The following is a 19,567-nucleotide window of genomic DNA, read 5'->3' on the forward strand; positions in this document are numbered from 1 at the left end:
TGGTTAACGTTAAACATGGAGATAAACAGCATGGCTAAAAACTCAACTGAGGCCTACGGCGCCAGCGGCAAAACCAACGTGCTCAATTTTGAGCCAGAAAGGCTGCACCTCGTAACGGATACAGCACACCCTCTCTACGATGAGCGCATTCACTTGCCGCTTGATGAGGCAATGGTATTGAACATCATGGATCAGGGGGTACTGGAGCCAATCATCGTTTGGAAAGACCCTGAAACCGGCCTGTCTTGCGTGGTAGATGGCCGCCAGCGTGTTCGGCATACCGTAGAAGCTAACAAGCGATTGGCAGCTGCAGGAAAGGCTCTGCTGCTCGTTCCTGCCGTAACAAAACGCGGCTCTGCTGTTCGCATGGCCCAAGCAATGATTAGCGCCAACGAAATTCGGCGTGCCGATACCCCGCTGGGCCGAGCCAAGAAGATGGCCGATGCGTTGGAACGCGGCCACGATGAAGAAGATTTGTCACTGATGTTTGGCGTCGGCGTGCAGACGATCCGCGCCACACTCGCTCTACTCGATGCCACTCAGGCCGTTAAAGATGCGGTTGAATCTGGCGACATTACCGTTACCCAGGCGCGACAGCTGGCGAACCTCACACCCGACGAACAGCGCGAAAAAGTGAAAGAGGTTGAAGCGGCAACTGCCGGCACCAAAGGCCATGAAAAGGCACGCCGGCAGCGCCAGGTGATTGGCGATGCCAAACCCCGCATGAAGTCCCGAAAAGAAATCACGAAAGCCCTTGAGGGTGCGAGCGGCGATTACGCTCAGGCGCTCCGCTGGGTGCTTGGAGACGACGAATGACAACCATCCAGCGGTTTACCCCTGACTACAAAATGCACGCAGTGCGCTTTGAGGCTTTCGCGCGTGAAGCTGAACACGGTGAATATGTTCGATTTGATGCCCACCAGCAGGAAGTGATCGCACTGAAGGCTGAGCGCGATGCGCTGGCACAACGGGTTGAGATGCTGGCTCACAATCTTGGAAATGCAATCTGGGGTGAGCAGGAAGCATTGCAGCGAGTTAATGCGCTGGCTGTGGAGAATCAGGCTCTGTCCGCAGCACTATCGTTGATTTCCGGTAGCTATGGATTATCGCCACATATTCAAAGCATGTGCGCTGTTGATGCCCCAACCACTGACTCAGCACTTGCAGCTATCCAGGCGCAGGGAGTGGAGAAGTTTGCTGACTTCCTCGGCGAACTATATCAATGCGAAAAGGCCAACACTGCTAAGGGAAAGGCGTACAAGCATGTCGTTTTCTTAGCTTGCCGATTCGTCAACGAGCTGCGGGAGGCCAAATGAAAGAGCGCCCAGTGATGCGGAAGGCAATCTTCCTCTACGACTTCACCGGGCTGATGGCAAAACCGTGGCTTGATGCTGGCTATGAGTGTTGGTGCTTCGATGGGCAACACGATGCCGGCATTACCAGAGATGGCAACCATGTCCGCGTCGGTATGTGGTTCAGCGCGGGCGACAAGCTTAGCCAGGCGCGCGAGATTGCACGGATGGTGGGTGATGGAGTGGCGATGGTGTTCGGGTTCCCGGAGTGTACCGACCTGACTGTTGCCGGCGCCCGCCACTTCGAAGCAAAGCGCCAGGCTAATCCGATGTTCCAGATTGAAGCAGCAGAGCTTGCCGACCTGGTGCGCATCGTCGGCGTTATCACCGGCGCGCCGTGGGCTTTCGAAAACCCCGTCGGAGTTCTGTCAAGCATCTATCGCAAGCCGGACTTTGCGTTTCAGCCATGCGACTTCTCCGGCTATCTGCCTGATGGTGATGAGCACCCGCTCTACCCAGAGGTTTACCCAGGACGCGACCGCTACAACAAGACGACGAACATTTGGTGTGGCAACGGCTTTCGCCAACCAAAAGCTCGTCATATAGCGCCGGCACAGAAAGACAACCCAGGCTGGCGTCTGTGCGGTGGTAAGTCAACGCGAACAAAGAACATTCGCAGCGCAACCCCGCGGGGATTTGCAATGGCGGTGTTTGAGGCTAATTCGAAGGAGTTACAGCATGGCTAAGCGTAAGAGCAACAGAGCGGCCAGAGCGTTATTTGCCGCCGAGCCAAAGAAACAATCGCGGCTTGAGCGCAACAGGAAAGAATTTGCCAGGCGTTGGATAGCACACCTTACCTTGCGGGCCGAGGCCCAGGAGAAAGCATTATGAGCGACAAAAAATATTGCTACCGCTATGTGGACGGCAACGACAGCGAAGGACGCCCGATAGTCATGCTGTGGGAGCGGGTGATTCTGCGCGAAACTGAAAAGACGTTTTGGCACGCTCACGACATGCCTTACATGTCGCTTGAGACGATGCGCCAGTACCACTCCAGGCCAGGCAACAAGCAGGTAAAGCGCTGCCTGAAAAACGCTGCACGCTCTGGCTATCACCTGACTAAAGAGCAGGCAATGCAGGCATTCATCTACCGCAAGGCGTTCCAGCTCAACCGTATTTGGCTGACTGCAGAGACTGTCGAACTTTGCCTAAAAGGACTTCAGGAAGCCGGACACGTCCGAAATGTAAGCCTCGACGATGGGTTACAGATCAATCGGCGCGGGGAGGTTGTCAGTGTTCCTGACGGTGAATTCCTGGCCGCAAAACAGCCCGGGCCGATCGCATCAAATTACAGCTGGGGTGAGTACTGATGGACAATAAGCTGAGCGAACTGACCTATTTTATGCTGGAACGTTTCTCGATGAATCCAGTTAGTTCCAAGATTGTTGGCGAAGAATGGCGGAAAACTTTCCCTGACGAGTACGCTGTCGCAAAGGTCATCCGCGATTTGCTGGCAGAGCTGGAAGCGAAGAATAGGCGCATCGCCGAGCTGGAGCAGGTGCCGACGATTAAGCACATGCGTAGCGTTGAAGAGTCCCTGATCCGCGCCACGGATATGGTTTCAGAGCTGGAAGCCAAGCTGGCATCGATCGACAAGCAAGCAAAAAAACTTCAGGCGATGACATTCACCATCAAGGAGCTGGTAGATGGACAATAAGCTGAGCGAACTGAGCAAGCCGGTGGCGTGGGTTCTTGGTACTCCGTCATGCAAACACCTAACAGCAGATGCGGAATATGCTGACTGGTATCTGGAGCATGGTAGTACTGCCGCGCCTCTCTACTCGCAAGAGTACGTCTCCGCCCTGCTCGCCGACAACGAATACATGCGCTGGCGCATCAAAGAAATCGATCTGCTGTTCGGCCAAATGCTACTGACTATGCAAGCGGCGGTTATTGAAATTGAACATGGCGAAGGGCCAAACGCTGCGATGGCGTGGATCGTCAATAAATTGGCTGGGCCTGGAGAGTTTGCGCCGGATAGCGAAAAAGACGCGCAGGCATATTTCAATCGCGAGTCAGAGAAAATCGACGTTGAGTACAGCAAGTGCATGGACTTCTTCGAATCTCGACGCAAAGCCATGAAGGAGCAGAGCAATGGATAAATTCAGTGAACTAAAAGCGGCCGCAATGGCCGCTACTCCTGGGCAGTGGGCCGCAGAACTTACTGAAGTCTGGGTTGTTAGTGATGGGACAGCGGATTTCATGCTGACTAATATTTTCGGTGACAACGAGCTATCAGCCGAACAGGATCGCGCAAACGCAGCATTTATCGCCGCAGCTAACCCTGCTGCCGTTCTCGAACTGCTGGCAGAGCTGGAAGAGGTAAAGGCCGAAAACACGCTGTTCCGCGAAACTGGTGAGTATCTAATTAAGGCGGCGTCGGACGCACAGCAACGCGCCGAGGAAGCGGAATCGCGCATCGCCGAGCTGGAAGAGCAGAGTGAGCAGCTTAAAAAAGAACTACATAACGAGGGTGCTGCAAATGCTCACGCTTACGAACGCATTCGTGAACTGGAAAAGCGGCTGGAAGAGTCACGCGAGACAACTCTATTGGTGCGCGACGCGTGGCAGAAGGATAAAGAGCGCGCTGATGCGGCAGAAAAGCGGCTGGCTACGCCGGTGCGGTTGCCTGATATCGAATTTGTAAAAATTAGCGGCATTGATTTACCAGTCATGCGTGCTGATGTCGTCAAAAATGAAATCCGTCGCGCAGGGTTCAAAGTCGAGGGGGATGAGTAGCCATGAGAAAACATATTTGCTCTGTGCTAATGGCGCTGCTCGGCGGCGGCCTAGGACTGGGTATCTGCAACGTCGAGTGGCTCCGATTCGCTATGGCCGCTGCCGGATCGATTGGCCTGCTGGCTTTGCTGACTCACTTCGCTATGGGGAAAACTAAATGACACTAGAACGCCAGCAGTTTGAGCAATGGTGGGAAACCGCTATGCATAATGGCTATCCGCCAAGATTCGGCTGGGAACATTGGAGAGACGGCGACGGATACCGCGATGATGATGGTGAGTTTCGAGGGTTGTGGCAGGCGTGGCAGGCAAGCCGCAAACTGGCTAACCGGGAGGCGCAGCCGGTGGGGTTCAGATATCGACATAATGACACAGTATCATGGCTGTACAACGATTGGCGCTGGCCTGATTCGGTTGAAGCGGAGCAATGCCAGATTGAGTGGCTCTACACCGCCCCGCCAGCACCTGCAGTGCCGCCGGAAGCAACGCCCGAGAATATTGAAAATCTGCTGGCAGACATCACTCTTTTTTTCACTGCTGGCAGCTTATCGCACGGTGGATCGGTCATGTTTGCAGAAGTGTGGAACGCCTGTCGCGCCGCAATGCTGGCAGCAGCACCGGAGGGTGGGAATGGCTAAGACAGCGGCAGAACGTAAAGCGGCCCAGCGAGCGCGCCAGCGTAAAGGCGGGATTGTTATTCGTGAGTTGCAGTTGGAGCAAGAAGAAGAACAGATGGCGCAAGAGCTATTAACAGGCCTGCGTCCTGGCCGCGAGCCTTACGAATTCAACGAAGTTGTTGGCCTGCTAATTCGGAGATGCCATGCAGAATATCAGCAGAAACTGAGCCACCAGCAAAAGCGATCTTGTCAAAAATGCGGCGACAAACTGCCGGTAAAAGAATGTCCATGCGTAGGTGATGCAACATGCTGGCTTACCCTTGGATGGCACGAAACGAAATTAACAGTGTGACATGTCACGATTGAGTTAATGCCCGTATGCGGCGGGCGATACGTGTGGAGAAAAAATATGAATACGATGTTTTTATTGATGGCCGAATACGAAAGGTCCAGTATTCCACTATCGGAAATTGCTGAGCGTTACCTTGGGCTACGCCCATCAACTGCTGAACAGAAGGCTGCAGAGGGGAAACTACCCATAGTAACATTTCGTGTAGGTAATACCCAAAAATCACCACGTATGGTACATGTTGCTGACTTGGCTGAACTGATTGATCAACGAAGAAAAGACGCCAAAGAAGAGTTAGAACGCTGCAAGTAATGCTGTGTGGGGCTTGCCCCACCAGCACCCCAATAGCACCCCCGATAAAAATAACTCATTGATTTTTATATATCATAATCAAGATGTACCATCGGATTAATTTTATGGCTAACGATAACGAGAACCCTATGAGCTACCGCGTCATCGCCCTCGATCTTGACGGCACCCTGCTGGACAACCAAAAACGCATCTTACCGCAGTCGCTGGAAGCGCTGGCGCAGGCGCGCGCCGCCGGCGTCCAGGTGGTGGTGGTCACCGGCCGCCACCACGTCGCCATCCATCCGTTTTACCAGGCGCTGCAAATAGACACCCCTGCCATCTGCTGCAACGGCACCTACCTGTATGATTTTCAGCAGAAGAAGGTGCTGGCCGCCGATCCGCTGGCGAAAGATCAGGCCAAGCAGGTGCTGCAGATGCTCAAGCAGACCGACATTCACGGGCTGATGTACGTCGACGACGCCATGCTGTATCAGGAACCGAGCGGCCACGTGACCCGATCGCTGGCCTGGGCCGAGACTCTGCCGGCGGCGCAGCGCCCGACGCTGTTGCAGGTCGGCAGTCTGGCGCAGGCGGCCGACGACGCGCAGGCGATCTGGAAATTCGCCACCTCACATGCCGATATCCCCGCGCTGCGCGAGTTTGCCGACACGGTGGAGAAAGAGCTGGGGTTGGCGTGCGAATGGTCCTGGCACGATCAGGTGGATATCGCCAAAGGCGGCAACAGCAAAGGCAAGCGCCTGCGCCAATGGGTAGAGTCACAGGGGCTGAGCATGGATCAGGTGGTGGCGTTCGGCGACAACTACAACGACATCAGCATGCTGGAAGCGGTCGGGTTAGGGGTGGCAATGGGCAACGCCGATGACGCCATCAAGGAACGCGCCGATCTGGTGATCGCCGATAACCTGCAGCCGGGCATCGCCGAGGTGATCCGCACCCGCGTGCTGTAATCTTTTCGCCCTCCCGTCGGGAGGGCCTGCCTTAGCGGCTCTCGCGGCTGATGGATACGCTCTTCACCTGCGCATACAACCACTGCCCAGGGCGGATCGCCAGTTCATCGCGCGCCCACGGCGTAATTCGCGCCCACAGCACGTGTTCGCCGAGCGCCAGTTTCACTTCCACCTGCCCGTCCACGTCCAGACACTCGCTCACCTTGGCCGGCAACACATTGCGAATGCTGCTGTTGACCGGCGGTTGCAGCACCAGCGAAACGTCGGCGGCGTTGATGCGGATGCGCAGTTGGGTGCCCAATTCGGCGTCGATGCCGCTGACCCACAGCCGCTGATCGCCAAGCGCCAACGCCGTCATGGCATAACGTTGATGATGCTCGATCACGCTGACGCGCAGCACGCTGCTCTGATCTTCACGCTGCAGCCACGGCCGCAGCGCACTGCTGGCCCAGACTTCTTCCAGCCCGCCGAATGCGCGCACTTCGCCGCGATCCAGCACCATCACCTGCTCGGCCAGGCGCAGGATCTCGTCCAGGCTGTGGCTGACGTAAAGGATGGGGATGTTGACGTCCTGCGCCAACCGCTCCAGATACGGCAATAGCTCGCGCTTGCGCGGCAGATCGAGCGAGGCCAGCGGTTCGTCCATCAGCAGCAGTTCCGGCGCGGTCAGCAGCGCTCGGCCGATCGCCACCCGCTGCTTTTCACCGCCGGAGAGCGTCAGCGGCAGCCGGTTCAACAACGGCCCGATGCCCAGCAGCTCGACAATGGTGTTGAACTGCGCGCGCATGCCAGCCGCCATGCCGTACTGCAGATTGCCGCGCACCCGATAATGCGGAAACAGCCGCGCATCCTGAAACACGTAGCCGATACGGCGCTTTTCCGGCGGCAGGCACTGGCCGGTGGCGGTATCCGCCAACGTGCGGCCGTTGAGCACGATGCGCCCCTGCTGCAGGCGAGTCAGGCCGCCGATGGCGTTGATCAGGGAGGTTTTGCCCGCGCCGGACAGGCCGAAAATCGCGGTGATGCCCTGCGCCGGTAAATCGGCGCGGACGTTGAGATTGAGATCGCCCAGCTGCTGCGAGAAATCCAGCTCCAGCATTTACACCCCCATCCGTTTGCGGCCCCAGCGGGCCAGCCATTCGGACACCATCAGCGAAGCCAGCGACAGCACGATGGCGATCGCACACAGGCGCGCGGCGGCGGCCTCCGCCCCCGGCGTTTCGATCAGCGTATACATCGCCAGCGGAATGGTGCGGGTTTCCCCGGGAATGTTGGAGACGAAAGTGATGGTGGCGCCGAACTCCCCCAGCGAGCGGGCGAAGGCCAGCACCACGCCGACAATGACGCCGGGCAGCGACAGCGGCAGCGTGATGGTGAAAAACACCCGCCACGGGTTGGCGCCCAGCGTGCGCGCCGCCTGCTCCAGCCGGGTATCCACCGCCTCCAGCGCCAGCCGGATGGCGCGCACCATCAGCGGAAACGCCACCACCGCCGACGCCAGCGCGGCGCCGCGCCAGCTGAAACTGAAGCTGAAACCGAACCAGTCGTACAGCCACTCGCCGATAACGCCGCGCCGCCCCATGGCGATCAACAGCAAATAGCCGACCACCACCGGCGGCAGCACCAGCGGCAGGTGAATGACGCCGTCCAGCAGCGCCTTGCCGGGGAAGCGGCAACGCACCAGCACCCAGGCCATCAGAATGCCGAACGGCAGGCTGCAGACCACCGCCAAACCGGATACTTTCAGGCTCAGCTCAACCGCCTGCCACTCGTACTCACTCAAAATCATTTACGCGGGGTGAATCCATAATGTTCGAAAATAGCGGCCGCTTCCGGGCTCTTCAGATAGGTATAGAAAGCGCTGACCGTCGGATTTTGACGATCTTTCACAATCGCCATCGGATATTCAACCGGTTTGTGGCTGTCTTCCGGGAAGACGCCCACCACTTTCACCTTGTCGCTGGCGACCGCGTCGGAGCCGTAGACGATGCCGAGCGGCGCTTCACCGCGCTCCACCAGCGCCATGGCGCTGCGCACGTTGTTGGCGCGCGCCAGTTTCGGCTCCAATGCGCTCCAGGCGCCCAGGTGTTCCAGCGCTTCCTTAGCGTAGATGCCGGCCGGCACATGATCCGGATCGCCCACCGCCAGGCGGCCGCCGTTGAGCAGCTTGGCCCAGTCGGTCTGCTTGTCGATGGCGATCTTATCTTGCTTATCGCTCTTGGCGGCGATCAGCACCAGTTCGTTGCCCAGCAGCGTGTAACGCGTGTCTTTCACCATCTGCTGCTTGTCGATGGCGTAATCCATCCACTGTTGGTCGGCGGAGATGAACAAATCGGCCGGGGCGCCCTGCTCAATTTGGCGCGCCAGCGTCGAGGACGAAGCGAAGGAGGAAACCACCTGCACGTCCTTGCCTTTTTGATACTGGGTGGCGATGTCTTGCAGCGCATTGGTCAGCGACGCGGCGGCGAACACGGTGATCTTTTCCGCCGCCGCAGCTTGAGCCATCAGACCCGATGCCAGAACGATCCCGCCAACCCATTTAGTCCATTGCTGTTTCATTGTTTTTCTCCGCAAGTTAACGTGCATTATCACTCTTCGTTATATAAAAAATAATATAACGTTGCGCGAAAGCTTGTCATGCGGTTTATCGGCAAAGCGTGAGATAACTTGAGGAATGCCCGCCGGGGGATGCCGGCGGGTATCGGGATGGGGAACGGTTAGTGCTGGGTGCGGTTTTCTTTCGAACGCCCCACTTTGGAGAAGACGTTGAACACTTCGCCAAAACCGTAGATCAGGCCGAGAATCAGTGCCATCACCACCGGCACCATCACCACGGCAAACAACAGACTTTTCAATAATTCCAACATGATAGCCTCGCTTAACTGCCCATTGAGCGGCAAATGCCTTTCACCGCATAAGGGTTATTCTAACCCAAAAAATCGACAAAACCGGAGTTATTTTAGCCAGCGGGGTGAAATTGTGATCGGCCAAACGTGCCCTTTCAGCCTCCCTCATCCTGGCGCGGGGTAATAGATCAACGGCGGCGCATAGCCGGCGGGCGCCGCCAGCCTGGCCTCCACACCGTATACCGCGCGAATGTTCTCCGGCGTCAGCGCCTGCCGCGGCGCGCCCGCCGCACAGATCCCGCCCCGCTGCAGCAGCGCGACCCGATCGCAATAACAGGCCGCCAGATTAAGATCGTGCAGCGTCACCACCACGCTGAGTTTCAGCCGCCGCAGCAAGGCCATAAACTGCTGCTGATGGGCGATATCCAGATGATTGGCGGGCTCGTCCAGCAGCAGCCACGGCGTTTGCTGCGCCAGCGCGCGCGCCAGATGCACCCGCTGCCGTTCGCCGCCGGACAGCCGCTGCCAATCGCGATCGGCCAGGTGACTGATGCCCACTTGCTCCATCGCCCTCCCGGCGAGGCGGCGATCCTCGGCGCCGAAACCGCGCCAGCGGCCGGTATGGGCCAGGCGCCCCAGCAGCACCGCCTCCTTCACCGGCAGCGCGAAGGCGCCGGGGGCGGATTGCTCGAGAAAAGCGATGCGCCTGGCGCGCTCGCGCCCGGAAAACGCGGTAATTTCGCGCCCTTCCAGCCAAACGCGGCCCCCGGCGGCGGGCTGCAGCCCGGCCAGCAGCTTGAGCAGCGTGGATTTACCGCTGCCGTTGACGCCGAGCACGCCGGTGACCTCACCGGGCAAGGCGCAGAAACTGAGATTTTCCAGCACCGTGCGGGCGCCCGTTCGCCAGCTCACCGCCTCGGCGCACAGGCCAGAGCGCGCTTTTTCAATCGTCATGCATTGACCTTCCGATACAGCAACAGCAGGAATACCGGCACCCCCAGCAGCGCCGTCAGCACCCCGACCGGCAGCTCGCGCGGGGCAAACAGCGTTCTGGCCAGCGTGTCCGCCGCCACGGCGAACAGCGCGCCGCACAGCGCACTGGCTGGCAACAACAGCCGATGCCGCGAACCGACCAGCCGCCGGGCGACGTGCGGCACCGTCAGCCCGATAAATCCCACCGCGCCGCTGAACGCGACGATCGCCGCCGTCAGCGCGGTGGTCGCCACATACAGCAGCAGCTTCAACGGAGCTACCGCCACACCCAGCGAAGCGGCGGTCACGCCGCCGAAAGCCAGCGCGTCCAGCTCACCGGCCCGCAGCCAACAAAGCAGCAGCACCGCCGCCAGCGCCAGCCCGCACAGCCCGACCTGCGGCCAGCGCGCGTCGCTGAACGATCCCAGCAGCCAGAACATCACGCCGCGCGTGGCGTTGGCGTCCGCCTGCCAGAGGGTGATCAGCGAAGTCAGCGCGGAGAGCAGCTGCGTCACCGCCACCCCGGCCAGAATAAACAGCGTGGACTCCCCCTGCAGCGAACGCCCGGCCAGCAGCATCACCAACGCAAACGCTCCCAGCGCGCCGATAAACGCGCCGCCGGACACCGACAGCAGGCCGCCCCCCAGCCCCAATACCAACACCGTTACCGCCCCCACACCGGCGCCGGAGGAGATCCCCAGCACCCAGGGATCGGCCAGCGGGTTGCGGGTCAGCGACTGCAGCACGGTGCCCGCCAACGCCAGCCCGGCGCCGGCCAGCGCCGCCAGCAGCGCGCGCGGTATGCGCAGCGACCAGATGATGCGCTGATACACTTCGGCATCGGTCGCCGCGCCGCCGCTGATGCCGAATACGTCGCGCCACGCGATCGGCGCAGGCCCCGACAAGGTGGCCCCCAGCAGGGCCAGCGGCAACGCCGCCGCCAGCAGCAACAGCCACGCCGCCTCACGACCGGGCAGTAACCGCAGGCTCATGCTATTTCCAGCCTGCAATCACATAGTCGTCCAACAGCTGCCATACCGTCCCCACCTCGCTGAAACCGGCCTGTCTGAGGGCCGCAAGCTGGAAGCCCACCGGCGTCGGCGGCGGCACCGGACGACCGGCGAACAGCGCTTCGCGCTCGGCCTGATAAGCGGCCAAGGCCGGCGATTGCAGCGCACCGGCGAACCAACGATCCCAATCCTCGACGCCGTTGTCCCAGGCGCGCTGTTGGGTCTGCTCATCATGCCGCTCCGCCAACGCTTTCAGCCGCGGATGGCGATGGTCATAGCGCTGATGATCGGCATTGAGGAACACGCCGCCGTCGGCCAGCAGCCCGGCGACGTTGCGGAACAGCGCCAGCTGCTGTTCCGGCATCAGCCAGTGCAGCGCCGTGCTGGACACCGCCGCCTGCGGCGCGGGGCCGGACAACGCGGAAAAACAGGCAGGATCCGCCAGATCGGCCTGCAGAATGCGGATCCGATCGCCGTACGCCGCCAACGCGCCGCGCGCCACCGCCAACAGCAGCGGATCGAGATCGATGGCGGTGACCCTGGCCTGCGGAAAGCGCTGCAAAATGCGCAGGCTTAGCGACCCCGGGCCGCAGGCCAGATCCACCACGTGAAAATCCTGGCCGGCGGCCAGCGCCAGCACGTCCAGCTGGGCGTTAAAACGCGCTTCGCGTTCAGCGATGTAGGCCGCCTGCTGGCGATCCCAGGAGTCCAGCAGCGAAGAGAATGAAACGGCAGTCATATCAAGGTTCCTTGTTGGAAAAAGTCGGCACCTGCGGCGGCAACGCCGCCAGGCCCCGAATCAAACGGCCCAGCGCCGCCACGGTGCGGGCGGAAGGGTCCATGTCGTAACCGGGAAGGATCACGTAGCGCCGCTGACGCACGGCGCGCAGCCTGGCGGTCAGCGGGTGATGTTCCAGAAAGGCGATCTTGTCGGCCGCGCTGTCGCCGAGACCGCCGCGCGGCAGATCGCCAAGCACGATCGCATCCGGATCGCGCGCGGCGATGACCTCCCAGGACACCGTCGGCCACAGCTCGGGCAGATCGCCGAACAGGTTCTCGCTGCCGACGCTGCGGCTCAGCAAGCCTGGCGCACCGCAGCAGCCGGCCACATAGGGCGTCTGCGCGCCGGCATACCACCACAACAGCCGCAAATGCGGCAGCTGTGCGCGCTGCGCCTCAAGCGCTCTCAGCTGCCCGCGCAGCCGCGCGATCAGCGCTTCACCGGCGCGGCTGGCGTTGAAAATGCGCGCCAGCTCCCTCAGCTCGGTGAAAATGTCTTCGAACGTCAACACGGCGGCAATCGCGCTTTGCTGGCCGCTGCAGGCGCCGGGAGAGAGGTAGGTGCCGATGCCCCATTCCGCCAGCCGCGTCCGATCGGGCGTTTCCGGGCTGTGCAGCCAGTAATAGCTGGCCGAATAGACAAAATCCGGCCGCATCAGCAGCAACGCTTCCGCCGTGGGCGGCGCCGGGCTGATGGGCGCCCGCAACGCATCGGCCGACACCGTCGGCGCGGGATCGCGCGCGCGGTCATACCCGACCACGCCGATCGCCCGGCCAGCCAGCCCCAGCGCCAGCAGGTTTTCCAGCGCCGGGTTGGCATAAACCAGCACCCGCTGCGGCACCTGCGGGTAATCGCGCATTGCTCCGCAATTGTGCAGGCTGACGGCATCGGCGGGCAGCGAAACGCCCCACATCAAGCCCAGGGCATACAGCAGCGAGTAAAACGAATGTTTCACGCCGTCAGAACCTGACCGACACGAAGGTTTCATAGCTGCGCGGCGGCGCGATCAGCGCCTGATCCGGGTAGGTGCGCTGATAGGCGTACAGCTGGTTGGTGGCATTGCGAATGCGAAAACCGACATCGACGATCGGCGTAAGCTGATAGTCCGCCGCCAGATCGAGCGTGGTGTACGCGCGCATCTTGCGCTGATTGGCGTCGTCGTTGTAACTGCTGCCGACGTAGCGCAGCGAAGAAGCCAACCCCAGGCGCGCCGTCGCCTGATAATGCACGCTGAGATTGGCGGTCCAGTCCGGGATATAGGCCGGGCGATTGCCGTTGTAGCTGCGCAGCGGGCTGCCGCCGCGATAGTCGTCGTAGCGGGCGTGCGTGTAGGCGGCGTTGCCGGCCAACTCCCAGCGATCGTCGGGGCGCAGCACCACGCCAAGCTCTAGGCCGCGCGACGTCTGCCTGCCTACCGCGTTCAACGCATCCGGCCGCTGCGCGTCAGGCACAAACAGGTTGTCCTTGCGCAGTTCGTACAGCGCCAGCGTCGCCTCGCCCTTGTTACCCCAGAACTGCCCTTTGGCGCCGGCCTCCCACTGGCGCGCCCGCGTCAACGGCAGGTCGGTCTGCGTTGGGCTTAGGAAGAACAGATCGTTGCCCGGCTCCTGGCCGGTGGTGTAGTTGGCGTAGAGCCTGAGGTTATCGGTCAATGCATAGCTGGGGCCCAGGCTCCAGGTGCTGAACACGTAGGTATGCGCGCGGCTCTCTTCCTGCGGCCCCTGGAAGCGCCAGTCCATGTTCATATGGTTGTAGCGCAGCTGGCCCAGCAACGCTAAACGCTCGGTCAGGCTGAAGCGATCCTCGAGAAAGGCGGCGTACTGGTTCTGGGTGACATGGCGCACCGGTGCGCGTTGGCGGTCGGTACCCTGAGCGAACGACTCTCTGGGCGGCGCGCCGAGCGGCACATCTTCCGAGCCGGGGAAGCCGTTGGAGTAGTACTGGAAATGCCGCTTGCTCAGGTCGAAGCCGACCAGCAACCGGTTATCGAAACCGGCGATGGCGCGATCGAACACCAGCGAACTGCGGTTGCCGATCAGATCGTCGTCATGCGCCAGGGCGCCGAAGGAGTCGCGGTTGACGTCGCCGAGCCGGGCCGCCGCCGCGACGCGAAAACGCTCGACGTTGCGCCATTCGCGAAAGCCGCTGTAGTAATAGAATTGGTTATGCCATTCCACTTCGGGCGTCATAAACCAGTCAAGACCGGCCTGAAATGCGGTGGCGTTGCTCTGGATGCGGCTGTCGGTCAGGTTGTTGTAATTGATGTCGCGCAGCTCGCCGGCGATGCGCCCGTCCAGCAGCGGCGTGCCGTAATAAGGGTTGTTGGTACGATTGAGCATGCGGTCCAGGCTCAGCGTCAACAGCGCATCGTCCGTCAGCTTAAACAGCAACGAGCCGGAAACCCGCTTCTGCCGATCGCGCTCGTCCTGCACGTTGCTGCCGCTGTCGTTGCCGCTGACGTCCAGCCGGTACGCCACCGCATCGTCCACCAGCGCACCGCCGGCTCCCAGATGCAAGCGCTGGCTGCGGTAGCTGCCGAGGCCATAATCGAGCTCGAACGGCTGGCGGCTGAAGGTCGGCCGCCGCGAGATCAGGTTGACGCTGCCGCCCGCTGCGCTCAGGCCGTTCAGCGCCGATCCCGGCCCGCGCAGCACCTCGATGCTGTCGTAATGCGCCGGATCGCCCAGCTGCAGCGTGCTGCCGGGCATTTCTACGCCGTTATACAGCCAGGCGATCGGCCGGAAACCACGGGCGGAAAAGTTATTGGATAACGTCGGCGAGGCCACGCCGGACAGGCCGGTGGCGTGCTCGACGGCGGCGGCCAGCGAGCGGTCGCCCCGCTGTTGGATCGCCCGCGCGCTGATGATGTCGACGCTGCGCGGCGTCTCCTGAGCGGTCAGCCCAAGCTGCGACGCGCTGCGGCTCACGGCGTTCAACGCATCGTAGCGCCCGGCGGGGGACGCCGCCTCCACGGTGAGATGTTCTTCGCATCCCGTGGCATTGCGGGCTTTATCGCAGTCGGCGGCGAAAGCCGACGGCGCCGCCAAGGCGCTGCCGACCCATGCGGCGGCAAGGCATAAAGATTTTCTGGGCGCGCTAAGACGCCGGCGTGTCGTACTCATGTGGAGCATCCCTGTGGTGAAATAAAAACCGGCCGCAGCCGGCGTAAAGCCTTATCGTTTTTCTGTTATGTTATATTATAACAATAAAGCAATACCAGTCTTTATTACCTCGCTCTCCAACGCACTGCGTTTGGCGCTTTGCCACCAAATCGGCGACAATAAGATTTTTGCCGCCGACAGGATGCGCTATGCAGGCCGAAATTCTTCTGACTCTCAAACTCCAGCAAAAGCTGTTCGCCGATCCGCGCCGCATCGCGCTGCTGAAACAGGTGCAGCACACCGGCTCCATCAGCCAGGGCGCCAAGCTGGCGGGCATCAGCTACAAAAGCGCCTGGGACGCCATCAATGAAATGAATCAGCTGGCGGAACAAACGGTGGTGGACCGCGCCACCGGCGGGAAAGGCGGTGGCGGCGCGCAGCTGACGCACTATGGCCAGCGGCTGATCCAACTGTATGACCTGCTGGGCCAGGTGCAGCAAAAAGCCTTCGACGTGTTGCAGCAGGACGATCTGCCGCTCGACAGCCTGCTGGCGGCCATCTCGCGCTTTTCGCTGCAAACCAGCGCGCGCAATCAGTTTTTCGGCACCGTGATCGAACGCGATCATCAGCAGGTGCAGCAGCATCTGGCGATTTTGTTGAACGACGGCAGCACCCGTCTGACGGCGGCCATAACCCAGCAAAGCGCCGACCGGCTGCAGCTGGCGCCCGGCAAAGAGGTGCTGGCGCTGATCAAGGCGCCCTGGGTGCGATTAAGCGTCGATGCGGCCGATAACGCCGACGCGGATAACGCCCTCGCGGGCGTGGTAGCCGCCATTCAGCCGGGCGCCGAACACAGCGAGGTGCTGGTGACGCTGGCGGGCGGCGAAACCCTGTGCGCCACGCTGACGACGACGGAGCTGCAGCGTCTGCGGCTGAGCGTCGGCGACGCCGTACACGCCCTGTTCAACGCCGATCGCGTGATTGTCGCCACGTTGTGTTAAGCGCAACGTAACGTTGCGTTTTTGTTGATTGACATCCCCCTGCAATGCGCCTATTTCTAAGGCAAATAATTGCAAAAAAAGGAACAGGTGATGTCGTCGTTGCACATTTCGCAAGGTTCATTCCGCTTAAGCGATACCCGCATCCTGACGCTGGACGCGCTGGCGATCCAGGCCGGCGACAGCTGGGCCTTCGTCGGCGCCAACGGCAGCGGCAAATCCGCCCTGGCGCGCGCGCTGGCTGACGAACTGGTTCTGCTGAGCGGCGAGCGCCGCAGCGATTTTCAACATGCGGTGCGCCTTTCCTTCGAGCAGCTGCAGAAAATGGTCAGCGACGAATGGCAACGCAACAACACCGACCTGCTCAGCGCGGACGAAGACGACACCGGCCGCACAGCGGCGGAGATCATTCAGGAAGAGGTGAAAGACGCCGCTCGCTGTGAGCGGCTGGCCGCGCAGTTCGGCATCACCGGCCTGCTGACGCGCCGCTTCAAATACCTGTCTACCGGCGAAACGCGCAAGACCCTGCTGTGCCGGGCGCTGATGCCCGAGCCCGACCTGCTGATCCTCGACGAACCCTTCGACGGACTGGACGTGCACTCACGCGCGCAGCTCGCCGCGCTGCTGAGCGAGCTTTCCGCCCAGGGCCAAACCCTGGTGCTGGTGCTCAACCGTTTTGACGAGATACCGGACTTTGTCCAGCAGGTAGGCGTGCTGGCTGACTGCACCCTGACCAGCCGCGGGCCACGCCGGCAGGTGATGGCGGATGCGCTGGTGGCACAGCTGGCGCACAGCGAAAATCTCAGCGGGCTGGCCCTGCCGGAGACCGAGGATCCGACACAGAAGATCGCCCTGCCGACGGATCGTCCGCTGATCGTCCTGCGCGACGGCGTGGTCAGTTATGACGATCGGCCGATCCTCAACCACCTCAATTGGCAGGTTAATCCCGGCGAACACTGGCAGATCGTCGGCCCGAACGGTGCCGGCAAATCCACCCTGCTCAGTTTGATCACCGGCGATCATCCGCAGGGTTACAGCAACGATCTGACGCTGTTCGGCCGCCGGCGCGGCAGCGGGGAAACCATCTGGGAAATCAAACGCCATATCGGCTATGTCAGCAGCAGCCTGCATCTGGATTATCGCGTCAACACCAGCGTGCGCAACGTGGTGCTGTCAGGGTTCTTCGATTCGATCGGCATTTATCAGGCGGTTTCGGATCGTCAGCGGCAACTGACCGAACAATGGCTGGCGCTGCTCGGGCTCGACGGCGCCCACGGTGACGCCCCGTTCCACAGCCTTTCCTGGGGCCAACAGCGGTTGGCGCTGATCGCCCGCGCGCTGGTGAAGCATCCGGCGCTGCTGATCCTCGACGAGCCGCTGCAAGGCTTGGATCCGCTCAATCGCCAACTGGTGCGCCGCTTCATCGATGTGCTGATCGGCCAGGGCGCCACCCAGTTGCTGTTCGTCTCGCACCATGCCGAAGACGCGCCGCAGTGCATCACTCATCGCCTCAGCTTCGTGCCCGATGGCGAGGGCGGCTACGGCTACCAACATCAGCGGCTGGCGGCAGCCTCCATCTAGAACGTGGCGGAAACATATCCGGCAACACTTCACCGCAGCACATCACATTTGGCCTTTTATCATAGAAAGAAAGAAGGCCATTTTCTGGAGACGCCATGTCCGCTGCGTTGATTATCATCGACCTGATCGAGGATCTGATCGGGCCCAAAGGGCGCGCCAACCACTGCCGCGAACAGGTGGCGGCGACCCACCTGCTCGCCAACGTCAATGCCGCCGCGGCCTATGCCCGGGTGCGAAAAATCCCGGTGATTTGGGTCCGGGTGGGATTCGCCGACGATTATCACGACATTCCGCCCCACTCGCCGCTGTTCAACCATCTCAAACAGATCGGCGCGCTGCGGTTAAACAGCCCGGGCTGCCGCTGGTCGCCCGAACTGCATCAGGAAGAGAGCGATCTGCAGTTTGAAAAAACGGCGGTGAGCGCTTTCTCCGGTAACAATTTGTTAGCCTGGCTGCGCCAGCATCGGTGCCATCATCTGCTGCTGGCGGGCGTCAGCACGCCGCTCGCCATCGAGAGCACTGCGCGTCAGGCGCACGACGCCGGTTTCCAGGTGACCGTGCTGCAAGACCTGTGCGCGGCCCCCACGCAGGAGATCCACCAGCAAAGCCTCGATACCTTGCAAAACCTGGCCGAAATCACCCGTTCGCAGGCCTGGATGAAAGGCTAACCCGCGTTGTCGCCGGTCGTGTGGGCCGGCAACATGCACAAATCCATCACTGCCCCGACCTTTAGCGTCATTCTGGTGTGCTACTATCCGCTTTAGCGCTCAATTTCGCCATCATCGCACGCCGCAAAGGCGCTGAGCGCCGTGTACATATTTTAAAGGGACATATTATGTGGGGCGTTCTGGCTGCTTCGTTATTTTTCTTGCCGTATAACCGGCTGATAGCCTGGGTGATCCTGGCCGCCTCGGCGGGCATGGGGCTTTATCATGGGGTGCTGACGCCGCTCAGCCTGAGTTATCTGCTGGCGATCGTGGCGCTGGCGGGGTTGCGTCACCATTTTCGCGCGCAACGCAATCTGGCAATCGCGCTGGAAGGGTTGGTGGTCGCCGGCTGCGTGGCGCTGTTCTTGCATCTGGTACCGGGCATCCACAACCAGCTGATGATCGACGGCGAAAAAGCCGGCCCGCTCAGCGCGCCGTTCACCATGTATTACAACTTCGATAAGGCAATGGTGCCTTTCCTGCTGTTCGCCTGCTTGCCAACGCTGTTCAGAACCGATAAACCGGAAAAAAACGCCGCCTCGGGTTCCTGGATTGCATTGATCGTCAGCGTACCGGCGCTGTTGCTGTTGGCCGTAGCGCTGGGCGGTTTAAAAATCGAACTGCATGCGCCCGCCTGGATCCTGCCGTTCGTGATGGCGAACCTGTTCTTCGTCTGCATGGCCGAAGAAGCGCTGTTTCGCGGCTACCTGCAGCAACGTCTCAGCCAATGGCTGGGCGCCTGGCCGGCGCTGATCGTCGCCGCCCTGGTGTTCGGCGCCGCGCATCTGGCCGGCGGCATGCTGATGGTGATCTTCGCCACCCTGGCCGGGTTGATCTACGGCCTGGCGTGGATGTGGAGCGGCCGCCTGTGGGTGCCGATTCTGTTCCACTTCGGGCTTAACCTGACTCACCTGCTGTTCTTCACCTACCCGCTGTATCAGCACCCTTAACGCCCGACGCCGGCAGAGATCTCCTCTCTGCCGGCCAAGCGGGTGAAAACGCTATCATCAACATCGCACCACAACGTCTCGAGCCACTCAACAATCAGCCTCTGTCCGCAAGTCGGGTGCTTTCCGTCGAAGTGTAAACGATTCCATTTTTCGCGTTAGATCACCTTTTTGTCGCCGTAGCCATGCTATCTTTTTGCGCATTGTCCTCTCCCTGTTCAGCAACGGGCGTATCAAGACGGCAGTTGGAAGCGATTACACCCTCGTCGACGCCAAGAAAGGAACCGTATGACGGAATTCAACCCTATC

General features: G+C 60.9%; 25 protein-coding genes. 16 read left to right on the forward strand and 9 right to left on the reverse strand.

Features of this window, described 5'->3' with window-relative positions; genetic code table 11:
- Window positions 1–30 precede the first annotated feature (30 nt).
- From AC6BYQ_RS06920 to AC6BYQ_RS06975, 12 genes are all read left to right on the forward strand, one after another.
- On the forward strand, window positions 31–816 hold the full coding sequence (locus AC6BYQ_RS06920; protein ID WP_498056568.1) for a ParB/RepB/Spo0J family partition protein: 786 nt from the start codon (window positions 31–33) through the stop codon (window positions 814–816).
- Window positions 813–1,316 carry a hypothetical protein gene (locus AC6BYQ_RS06925; protein WP_498056569.1) on the forward strand — a complete coding sequence of 168 codons (504 nt, stop codon included), beginning with the start codon at window positions 813–815 and terminating at the stop codon, window positions 1,314–1,316. Before AC6BYQ_RS06920 ends, AC6BYQ_RS06925 begins: the two co-directional genes overlap by 4 nt.
- A complete protein-coding gene (locus AC6BYQ_RS06930; protein ID WP_498056570.1) occupies window positions 1,313–2,038 on the forward strand; it encodes a Dcm methylase in 726 nt (241 codons plus the stop codon). Before AC6BYQ_RS06925 ends, AC6BYQ_RS06930 begins: the two co-directional genes overlap by 4 nt.
- Complete coding sequence (locus AC6BYQ_RS06935; protein WP_498056571.1) at window positions 2,031–2,183, forward strand: hypothetical protein; 153 nt, start codon at window positions 2,031–2,033, stop codon at window positions 2,181–2,183. The genes AC6BYQ_RS06930 and AC6BYQ_RS06935 overlap by 8 nt, the downstream gene beginning before the upstream one ends.
- Complete coding sequence (locus AC6BYQ_RS06940) at window positions 2,180–2,662, forward strand: hypothetical protein (RefSeq protein ID WP_498056572.1); 483 nt, start codon at window positions 2,180–2,182, stop codon at window positions 2,660–2,662. Before AC6BYQ_RS06935 ends, AC6BYQ_RS06940 begins: the two co-directional genes overlap by 4 nt.
- Entirely contained in the window at window positions 2,662–3,009 is a 348-nt protein-coding gene (locus AC6BYQ_RS06945; RefSeq protein WP_498056573.1) for a hypothetical protein, read from the forward strand. The genes AC6BYQ_RS06940 and AC6BYQ_RS06945 overlap by 1 nt, the downstream gene beginning before the upstream one ends.
- Window positions 2,999–3,454, forward strand: a complete 456-nt coding sequence (locus AC6BYQ_RS06950) for a hypothetical protein (RefSeq protein ID WP_498056574.1) — start codon at window positions 2,999–3,001, stop codon at window positions 3,452–3,454. Before AC6BYQ_RS06945 ends, AC6BYQ_RS06950 begins: the two co-directional genes overlap by 11 nt.
- A complete protein-coding gene (locus AC6BYQ_RS06955; protein ID WP_498056575.1) occupies window positions 3,447–4,091 on the forward strand; it encodes an ead/Ea22-like family protein in 645 nt (214 codons plus the stop codon). Before AC6BYQ_RS06950 ends, AC6BYQ_RS06955 begins: the two co-directional genes overlap by 8 nt.
- A gap of 157 nt (window positions 4,092–4,248) precedes the next feature.
- Window positions 4,249–4,728 (forward strand): hypothetical protein, encoded by a 480-nt coding sequence (locus AC6BYQ_RS06960; protein ID WP_498056576.1) that lies wholly within the window; start codon window positions 4,249–4,251, stop codon window positions 4,726–4,728.
- Window positions 4,721–5,059, forward strand: a complete 339-nt coding sequence (locus AC6BYQ_RS06965; RefSeq protein ID WP_498056577.1) for a hypothetical protein — start codon at window positions 4,721–4,723, stop codon at window positions 5,057–5,059. The genes AC6BYQ_RS06960 and AC6BYQ_RS06965 overlap by 8 nt, the downstream gene beginning before the upstream one ends.
- Before the next feature lie 57 nt (window positions 5,060–5,116).
- Window positions 5,117–5,368, forward strand: a complete 252-nt coding sequence (locus tag AC6BYQ_RS06970) for a pyocin activator PrtN family protein (RefSeq protein ID WP_072265566.1) — start codon at window positions 5,117–5,119, stop codon at window positions 5,366–5,368.
- A gap of 128 nt (window positions 5,369–5,496) precedes the next feature.
- The gene (locus tag AC6BYQ_RS06975; RefSeq protein ID WP_025160025.1) at window positions 5,497–6,315 is read left to right on the forward strand and encodes a pyridoxal phosphatase; all 819 of its coding nucleotides are present in this window, start codon (window positions 5,497–5,499) and stop codon (window positions 6,313–6,315) included.
- 31 nt (window positions 6,316–6,346) lie between these two features.
- Here the strand turns inward: AC6BYQ_RS06975 and modC are convergent, their stop codons facing one another.
- The 9 genes from modC to AC6BYQ_RS07020 form a co-directional block, all read right to left on the reverse strand.
- Window positions 6,347–7,414 carry a molybdenum ABC transporter ATP-binding protein ModC gene (modC, locus tag AC6BYQ_RS06980; RefSeq protein WP_498056578.1) on the reverse strand — a complete coding sequence of 356 codons (1,068 nt, stop codon included), beginning with the start codon at window positions 7,412–7,414 and terminating at the stop codon, window positions 6,347–6,349.
- A complete protein-coding gene (gene modB / locus AC6BYQ_RS06985; RefSeq protein ID WP_019454005.1) occupies window positions 7,415–8,104 on the reverse strand; it encodes a molybdate ABC transporter permease subunit in 690 nt (229 codons plus the stop codon).
- Window positions 8,101–8,874, reverse strand: coding sequence for a molybdate ABC transporter substrate-binding protein (gene modA / locus AC6BYQ_RS06990; protein ID WP_498056579.1), 774 nt, complete (start codon window positions 8,872–8,874; stop codon window positions 8,101–8,103). Before modA ends, modB begins: the two co-directional genes overlap by 4 nt.
- Before the next feature lie 158 nt (window positions 8,875–9,032).
- A complete protein-coding gene (locus AC6BYQ_RS06995; protein ID WP_004939813.1) occupies window positions 9,033–9,182 on the reverse strand; it encodes an AcrZ family multidrug efflux pump-associated protein in 150 nt (49 codons plus the stop codon).
- 144 nt (window positions 9,183–9,326) lie between these two features.
- Window positions 9,327–10,115 (reverse strand): ABC transporter ATP-binding protein, encoded by a 789-nt coding sequence (locus tag AC6BYQ_RS07000; RefSeq protein ID WP_498056580.1) that lies wholly within the window; start codon window positions 10,113–10,115, stop codon window positions 9,327–9,329.
- A complete protein-coding gene (locus tag AC6BYQ_RS07005; protein WP_211129925.1) occupies window positions 10,112–11,125 on the reverse strand; it encodes a FecCD family ABC transporter permease in 1,014 nt (337 codons plus the stop codon). Before AC6BYQ_RS07005 ends, AC6BYQ_RS07000 begins: the two co-directional genes overlap by 4 nt.
- Window position 11,126: 1 nt before the next feature.
- Window positions 11,127–11,882: a class I SAM-dependent methyltransferase gene (locus AC6BYQ_RS07010; protein ID WP_154746696.1), complete on the reverse strand. Its 756-nt coding sequence runs from the start codon at window positions 11,880–11,882 to the stop codon at window positions 11,127–11,129.
- Window position 11,883: 1 nt separating this feature from the next.
- Window positions 11,884–12,879, reverse strand: a complete 996-nt coding sequence (locus tag AC6BYQ_RS07015) for an ABC transporter substrate-binding protein (RefSeq protein ID WP_498056581.1) — start codon at window positions 12,877–12,879, stop codon at window positions 11,884–11,886.
- A gap of 4 nt (window positions 12,880–12,883) precedes the next feature.
- The gene (locus AC6BYQ_RS07020; RefSeq protein ID WP_498056582.1) at window positions 12,884–15,046 is read right to left on the reverse strand and encodes a TonB-dependent receptor; all 2,163 of its coding nucleotides are present in this window, start codon (window positions 15,044–15,046) and stop codon (window positions 12,884–12,886) included.
- A gap of 188 nt (window positions 15,047–15,234) precedes the next feature.
- Between AC6BYQ_RS07020 and modE the strand changes: the two genes are divergently transcribed.
- From modE to AC6BYQ_RS07040, 4 genes are all read left to right on the forward strand, one after another.
- Entirely contained in the window at window positions 15,235–16,026 is a 792-nt protein-coding gene (gene modE, locus AC6BYQ_RS07025) for a molybdenum-dependent transcriptional regulator (protein ID WP_197667265.1), read from the forward strand.
- 90 nt (window positions 16,027–16,116) lie between these two features.
- Window positions 16,117–17,604 (forward strand): molybdate ABC transporter ATP-binding protein ModF, encoded by a 1,488-nt coding sequence (modF, locus tag AC6BYQ_RS07030; RefSeq protein ID WP_063919583.1) that lies wholly within the window; start codon window positions 16,117–16,119, stop codon window positions 17,602–17,604.
- 95 nt (window positions 17,605–17,699) lie between these two features.
- Window positions 17,700–18,272 carry a cysteine hydrolase family protein gene (locus tag AC6BYQ_RS07035; RefSeq protein WP_019454014.1) on the forward strand — a complete coding sequence of 191 codons (573 nt, stop codon included), beginning with the start codon at window positions 17,700–17,702 and terminating at the stop codon, window positions 18,270–18,272.
- A gap of 167 nt (window positions 18,273–18,439) precedes the next feature.
- Complete coding sequence (locus AC6BYQ_RS07040; protein WP_498056583.1) at window positions 18,440–19,261, forward strand: CPBP family intramembrane glutamic endopeptidase; 822 nt, start codon at window positions 18,440–18,442, stop codon at window positions 19,259–19,261.
- Window positions 19,262–19,567: the final 306 nt, after the last annotated feature.

The organism is Serratia sp. LTN-2, assembly GCF_059740205.1.

Coding starts and splice junctions, on each gene's coding strand:
- AC6BYQ_RS06920 (WP_498056568.1), top strand. CDS start 31: ATGGCTAAAAACTCAACTGAGGCCTACGGCGCCAGCGGCAAAACCAAC.
- AC6BYQ_RS06925 (WP_498056569.1), top strand. CDS start 813: ATGACAACCATCCAGCGGTTTACCCCTGACTACAAAATGCACGCAGTG.
- AC6BYQ_RS06930 (WP_498056570.1), top strand. CDS start 1,313: ATGAAAGAGCGCCCAGTGATGCGGAAGGCAATCTTCCTCTACGACTTC.
- AC6BYQ_RS06935 (WP_498056571.1), top strand. CDS start 2,031: ATGGCTAAGCGTAAGAGCAACAGAGCGGCCAGAGCGTTATTTGCCGCC.
- AC6BYQ_RS06940 (WP_498056572.1), top strand. CDS start 2,180: ATGAGCGACAAAAAATATTGCTACCGCTATGTGGACGGCAACGACAGC.
- AC6BYQ_RS06945 (WP_498056573.1), top strand. CDS start 2,662: ATGGACAATAAGCTGAGCGAACTGACCTATTTTATGCTGGAACGTTTC.
- AC6BYQ_RS06950 (WP_498056574.1), top strand. CDS start 2,999: ATGGACAATAAGCTGAGCGAACTGAGCAAGCCGGTGGCGTGGGTTCTT.
- AC6BYQ_RS06955 (WP_498056575.1), top strand. CDS start 3,447: ATGGATAAATTCAGTGAACTAAAAGCGGCCGCAATGGCCGCTACTCCT.
- AC6BYQ_RS06960 (WP_498056576.1), top strand. CDS start 4,249: ATGACACTAGAACGCCAGCAGTTTGAGCAATGGTGGGAAACCGCTATG.
- AC6BYQ_RS06965 (WP_498056577.1), top strand. CDS start 4,721: ATGGCTAAGACAGCGGCAGAACGTAAAGCGGCCCAGCGAGCGCGCCAG.
- AC6BYQ_RS06970 (WP_072265566.1), top strand. CDS start 5,117: ATGAATACGATGTTTTTATTGATGGCCGAATACGAAAGGTCCAGTATT.
- AC6BYQ_RS06975 (WP_025160025.1), top strand. CDS start 5,497: ATGAGCTACCGCGTCATCGCCCTCGATCTTGACGGCACCCTGCTGGAC.
- modC (WP_498056578.1), bottom strand. CDS start 7,414: ATGCTGGAGCTGGATTTCTCGCAGCAGCTGGGCGATCTCAATCTCAAC.
- modB (WP_019454005.1), bottom strand. CDS start 8,104: ATGATTTTGAGTGAGTACGAGTGGCAGGCGGTTGAGCTGAGCCTGAAA.
- modA (WP_498056579.1), bottom strand. CDS start 8,874: ATGAAACAGCAATGGACTAAATGGGTTGGCGGGATCGTTCTGGCATCG.
- AC6BYQ_RS06995 (WP_004939813.1), bottom strand. CDS start 9,182: ATGTTGGAATTATTGAAAAGTCTGTTGTTTGCCGTGGTGATGGTGCCG.
- AC6BYQ_RS07000 (WP_498056580.1), bottom strand. CDS start 10,115: ATGACGATTGAAAAAGCGCGCTCTGGCCTGTGCGCCGAGGCGGTGAGC.
- AC6BYQ_RS07005 (WP_211129925.1), bottom strand. CDS start 11,125: ATGAGCCTGCGGTTACTGCCCGGTCGTGAGGCGGCGTGGCTGTTGCTG.
- AC6BYQ_RS07010 (WP_154746696.1), bottom strand. CDS start 11,882: ATGACTGCCGTTTCATTCTCTTCGCTGCTGGACTCCTGGGATCGCCAG.
- AC6BYQ_RS07020 (WP_498056582.1), bottom strand. CDS start 15,046: ATGAGTACGACACGCCGGCGTCTTAGCGCGCCCAGAAAATCTTTATGC.
- modE (WP_197667265.1), top strand. CDS start 15,235: ATGCAGGCCGAAATTCTTCTGACTCTCAAACTCCAGCAAAAGCTGTTC.
- modF (WP_063919583.1), top strand. CDS start 16,117: ATGTCGTCGTTGCACATTTCGCAAGGTTCATTCCGCTTAAGCGATACC.
- AC6BYQ_RS07035 (WP_019454014.1), top strand. CDS start 17,700: ATGTCCGCTGCGTTGATTATCATCGACCTGATCGAGGATCTGATCGGG.
- AC6BYQ_RS07040 (WP_498056583.1), top strand. CDS start 18,440: ATGTGGGGCGTTCTGGCTGCTTCGTTATTTTTCTTGCCGTATAACCGG.